Genomic DNA, 5451 nt, shown 5'->3' on the forward strand with positions numbered 1-5451 from the left:
CCCACCAGAGATAGGAAAGGGTTATAATGGGAGCTACAAGATGCCTTAACGCATCTAAAGCCACATCAAAGCGCCCATTCAATATCCCATCGAGAACATATAATCCCGTATAAACCTTAAAGTGAGAGGAGCTAACCACATTTTGAGCCCAGATTGATAGTCTCCCCGGGGGAAACCAACCTAAAATGCCATAAAAAACAAAGAGAATTAAAATACCAAAAACGAACGTGGGAAGAGACCAGCCCACCACTGCAAACACTCTTATTATCTGATCAAGAAATTTATCTCGATGAACTGCGGATATTATTCCAAGCCATATTCCGACCCACACCACCGGAATAACAGCAAATATCGCAAGCTCAAGGGTGGCAGGGAACCTACTTAATATGGCATCCCCGACAGGCTGATGCGCTACCTCGGACCAACCGAGGTCAAAATGAAGGAGCTTCTTCAACCAGCTCAGGTACTGAACCCAAGCGGGCCTATCCAAACCATACTTATGAAGGAGTCTCTGAAGATTCTCAGGAGTGGCATTTTTGAGCTCTTCAGGGCTCTTAATATAAGTTGCAAGTCTTTCCACCGGGTCAAGAAGCTGCATCATGAAAAATATAAGAAGAGTCACACCCAGCAGTATAAACGGTAAAAGAATTAACCTCCTTACTATATAAGCGATCATAGCTCATCTACCCCTCAAGCTTAAAATTATTAAAGGGGAGGACAGCATGCTGTCCTCCCCCTTCCAATCATCAGAAGAACCTACTTGTCCGACTTCCAGAGGCTGTAGAAGTCCTGACCAGGTCTCATCGGATTGTAATACCAGCCCTTTACCCATGTTCTCTCAACATGAGTTCCCATAGCCTGATAGAGCAAGATATGCGGAGCATACTCATACTCCTTCTTCTGAAGCTCAAAGTAAAGCTTTTCCCTCTCTTTAGGATCGGTAGTCTGCATGGCTTTCTTCATAAGAGGATCGAACTCCTTCTCAGCGAGTTCAACCGCATTCTTACCCTGATATCCCATAAACGCTCCTCTGCTTCCCAAGAAGGGCTGGACGAAGTTATGAGGATCGGGAAAGTCAGCAAGCCATCCTATAAGGAATATAGTCAGGTTTCCTTCTGTTAGATTAGAGAGGTAGGTAGACCATTGTACCCCTCTGACCTCTATTCTAAACTTCGGATTCAATCTACGAGCGTTTCTCGCTATCATCTCAGCCGCAACCTTTCTCTGCTCGTTGCCCGCGTTATAGAGTATCGTGAATTTAAATCCTTTCTTCCAGACCTCGCCGTGCCAAGCCTTCATAAACTCCTCCTTAGCCTTCTTAAGATCGAAATGGTACCTTGGCCCATTCGGATTATATCCAAGTAACCCCTTCGGGATAACCCCCGTCGGATGGAGAGCATCTCCTCCCCAAACATCCCTTATATAAGTTTTCCAGTCAAAGAGATAACAGAATCCTCTTCTTACATGAATATCGCTGAAGAAATCGGAGGGAATACCGTTTCCGTCAAGCTTACCACTGCCAACATTGGGATTCCCCTCAACCCTTATGTTGAAGTTAAAGAAAGCAGCCTGCATGGTTAGCGTGGGCAATCTTCTTACGATTCTTACACCCTTCATTTTTTCAACCTGGGGAAGGTATTGTCTCGGAACGTAAATCATATCGGCGTCTCCTCTTTCAAGGAGCATCCTCCTTGTAGCCCACTCGTCCACCTTCTTAATGATTACATACTTTATCTTTGCGGGCTTTCTCCAATAGTTATCATTCCTCTCAAGCTTGATATACTGGCCCTTCACCCATTCAACGAGCTTAAACGGACCCGTGCCGTTCATCTTAGAGTAGATAGGATCATCCTCTTTCTGAGGATCATGATACTTCCACCACTCATCCGGCGTTCCGGGCCAACATCCCTGTTCAGCACACCATTTCTTGCTGAGGATCGCAGACCAACTCGCGCCCTGAGCTAATATGCTCAAGAATGGTGGGAAAGGCTTAACGAGGTGGAAAATAACATTGTCTCCCTTAACCTCAACAGCCTTATCGATCATATTATAGATCTCCATCATCGCTTTCTTATACTGCGGCTTAAGCTTGCCATCCTTGGTAAAGAGATCATCCCACTTTTTAACACCAGTCTTGGCCTTCACGAGATCCTCAAGGCTCTCGTATCCAAGCAAGGGATCAAGAAGCATCCAGCTGGGTCCCCCAGCTCTGTCAAGAATCATGCATCTTTTAATAGAGTAAGCAACATCCTCAGGCGTAAGCTCATAACCGTTATGGAACTTTACTCCCTTCCTGATCGGGAAAATATAGGTTTTTCCTCCATCTTTTATGAGACCGTTTTCGACCGAGGGAACTTTAGTAGCAAGAAGAGGCACAAACTCCTTAACACTTTTTCCCTTATAAGCAATAAGGTTTTCATAAACGTTATAGATAACCTCGTTGCTGGCGGTATCATAGGCGAAATGAGGATCGAGCGTATTAACATCTCCGACTGTAACCTCGATGATGGTATCTGGGTGCTTAACAGCAGCGAATGCGCTCAGCGAAAGAGCCAGAGCCCCAATAAGCACCGCGATAAAAACATACCTCAACCTCACAAAATAACACCTCCTTGAAGTTAAAGCAGCTTTGTTTAAAAAAATTATAGCATCTTATTGATGGGAAAACTATATCTTTCACAGATATATTTGAACCTTTTCATTCAGAAAGCTTCCAACTTTGCCCAGCCTATGGGCTTCCAGTGACCTCCGTCATTCCAGAGAAGACGAGTAATGGGAAAAGGGTTAGATTTTTCACCATTAATAATCCCAAGGCTCCGTTCTCTAAATCTACCTCGCAGCTTCTCTATGTCATCGCCCCAGAGCATATCAATCGTTTTCCCGAAAAAGGTGGTTCCCCTACCTATAAGCATCAAAGCCTCTCCTTCAGACAGACTATCGAGCTTTTTCCTAAGATCGTTATAGAAATTTAATATTCCCCTAACCTCCCCACCTCTGAGGCGCTCTATCTCATGATTTATAAAATCCCGTGCAAACTCGTTCAGAAATCCGAAAATGGTCTTTATAGCTCTTTCTTCCTCATATCTCAAAAAGCTCCAGAAATTAGAAGCTCTTTCGTATATAGGGCTGTTCCCTTTAAATAGGTTTATCTCTATTTCCACTTCTTTCCCTTCATCAAAACACTCAAGATAAACTGGCACTCTCCTTTCGCCTTGACCAATGTTATAGGAGTAGCAGGGAACGACAACAAAATCAGAACGAGGAATAGAATCACTATCTCTTACCCTGAGAACCTTTAAAAAGTCGTCTTTAGCATCATACTTAGAGCTCTTTGAAAACTTGGAAGAGAATACCTTAAATTGCAAACTGGAATTCTGGAAAGCAAATTTGGCCTTATTCCCAAGCTTTCTCTCAATATCAGAAAAGCTTTGATTGATCCTTTCAAGAAACGCATACGCGAGAGCGGTTCTTATGCTCCCCTTAATACTGCTTCCGGGGATATATTTCCGACCAGCTGAGGAGATAAAAGAGGAAATTTGGGGAGCTGAATTCTTATTCCGCTCTATCCCCTTAAGCCTAAGAAAATTCTTTTTAGAAAAAAGCTTACTGAAATCTTCCTGAGAAATGCCATGCTCGGCCAAAAACTCTGTTAAACTGAAGCTATCACTTGATCGCTTAATCTTGATAACATAGTCATTAATAATACCTAACTCTTCCAGCATCCTCAAAAGAACTTCTCTATTCACTAATCCAAACTGATTCTTTATCCTAACATAATCCATAAGGGGACTTAAATACTCTTCCGGTCCAGCACCTATAAAAATGGGCGTTATAGTCTTAAGCTTTATCCTCATTTCCTACCACCTGCCGGAATCAGGAAAGCCATTCCATTCCTGAAAACTCCGAAGCTTTTCCCTTCCTCCTCCAGAAGAAGCCCTTTGACCTTTCCGCTATAAAAGCAACCCTCCGAAAGCATCATCAAGCGCGACTTTTTAAGGCTTCTTCCTCCTCCCGCATAAACAAAGCCATCCTTCTTAACAAGCAAGAAGGAAACAAGTTTATCAAGCTCCTTTCGATCCGGATAAACCAGAGAAAGCCCAACATAGCCGAGGGGATTTTCCACCTCTTTAAAGATCTCCTTTTCCTCAATTTCCACATGAGCGAAGATCCCTTTGCGTTCGTTTCTTCCTCCCCCAAATCCCTCATCTGCGAGAAAGCGAATAGAGCTTTCCAGTTTTCTTTTCCACTCGGTGGAAGAACACTCGCAAAGGAAAAAGAAAGCAAGCGGTGAGCGAACGAAAATTCCCTCGATAAAAAATAACAGATTCGAGGAATATGTTAATCTGTCTATCGAAACATGAGGAACCTCCATCACATTAAAGCGCGGTGGTCCCTCCAAGACTTCTTTCGGAAGCTCGTCTTCGAAAGAACAGAACTTCTCGCCCCAGAAGATCTTATATTTCCCAAGCTCACAGGAATGATGATATTTCCCGTCTTCATCACGCTCTATCGTGGAAAGAAATTTCTCAAAAACCTTAAGCGAAAGCCATTTTACCCTTTTAACCTTTTTTCTATCGATTCCCTCACCGCTCTCTCTCTTCCCCTCTTTCCGCTTAAAAGCCAAGATGGGCCTGGGAAAGAAGAAAATTTCCACGCCTTTGTGTAAGATCATGGGGAAGATCGATGAAATAGATATCTCCCCCGCTTTAAAAGTATCAAAGAAAGCATTTAGCTCTTTCTCACCGTAAAGTTCAAAAATCGCATTAGAAATAGCACCGAAAAGGGAAGCCGAATCAAAGGAGAGATCTTTCCAGCTTAGAACCGTTCTTTCGCCCGGTAAAAGTTTGAATATGATCATTTTGTCCCCTCTTTTTCCTTCTTTAGCTCGCCCTTAACCGTGTCAATAATATTTTCAATATCCGCTTCTGAAAGATCCTCTGCTTTATCGACTTCCTCCTCTTCTCCCTTCCCCTCATAGTAATCACGTCCTCTAAACCTTATACTTATATTTTCAAATTTAACTGCGCCATAGCCTCTCGAACCATGTCCTCCAAGATAGTCATCCTCAAGAAGTCTCATACCTTCAAAGAGCGTTTTCAGGAGGTCAACATCACTCTCATCCAGTAGCTTCAAGCTCATCTCGAAATCAAACCGAGCCCCAGCAGGAACCCTCTCTACCTGACGCGGATTCGCGGCAGAGGTAAGCCTATCGATAGAGTTTTCGTATTTCACCTCAGTGTAAGCCCCTCCAAGGATATCAGCTTCCTTGAAATACCCATTCCAGTAATCCTTGTCAAGAAAAGCATCCCTTACGGCTAATCTTGTTGGATTAAACGGAAGTTTATTTTCATTCGCAGGTACACCAAAAAGCTTGCAAATCTCGCATTCTCCACAGCAACATGGGCCACCCTTGAATTCGGGCCTTTCTCCAGAAGCGATAAGTTGGTTATA

General features: G+C 43.4%; 5 protein-coding genes. All 5 read right to left on the reverse strand.

Going from position 1 to position 5451, the window contains the following annotated elements:
• The coding region (locus tag J7M13_08105) for an ABC transporter permease (protein ID MCD6363937.1) at positions 1–676 on the reverse strand (676 nt) is incomplete at its 3' end.
• 80 nt (positions 677–756) lie between these two features.
• Positions 757–2577, reverse strand: coding sequence for an ABC transporter substrate-binding protein (locus tag J7M13_08110; GenBank protein MCD6363938.1), 1821 nt, complete (start codon positions 2575–2577; stop codon positions 757–759).
• 125 nt (positions 2578–2702) lie between these two features.
• Positions 2703–3854, reverse strand: a complete 1152-nt coding sequence (gene csm5 / locus J7M13_08115; GenBank protein MCD6363939.1) for a type III-A CRISPR-associated RAMP protein Csm5 — start codon at positions 3852–3854, stop codon at positions 2703–2705.
• On the reverse strand, positions 3851–4858 hold the full coding sequence (gene csm4 / locus J7M13_08120; protein ID MCD6363940.1) for a type III-A CRISPR-associated RAMP protein Csm4: 1008 nt from the start codon (positions 4856–4858) through the stop codon (positions 3851–3853). Before csm4 ends, csm5 begins: the two co-directional genes overlap by 4 nt.
• Positions 4855–5451, reverse strand: a 597-nt coding sequence (gene csm3 / locus J7M13_08125; GenBank protein MCD6363941.1) for a type III-A CRISPR-associated RAMP protein Csm3, incomplete at its 5' end; no start/stop codon positions are given. The genes csm3 and csm4, both read right to left, overlap by 4 nt.

This window comes from Synergistota bacterium (assembly GCA_021159885.1).
Taxonomy (GTDB): domain Bacteria; phylum Synergistota; class GBS-1; order GBS-1; family GBS-1; genus AUK310.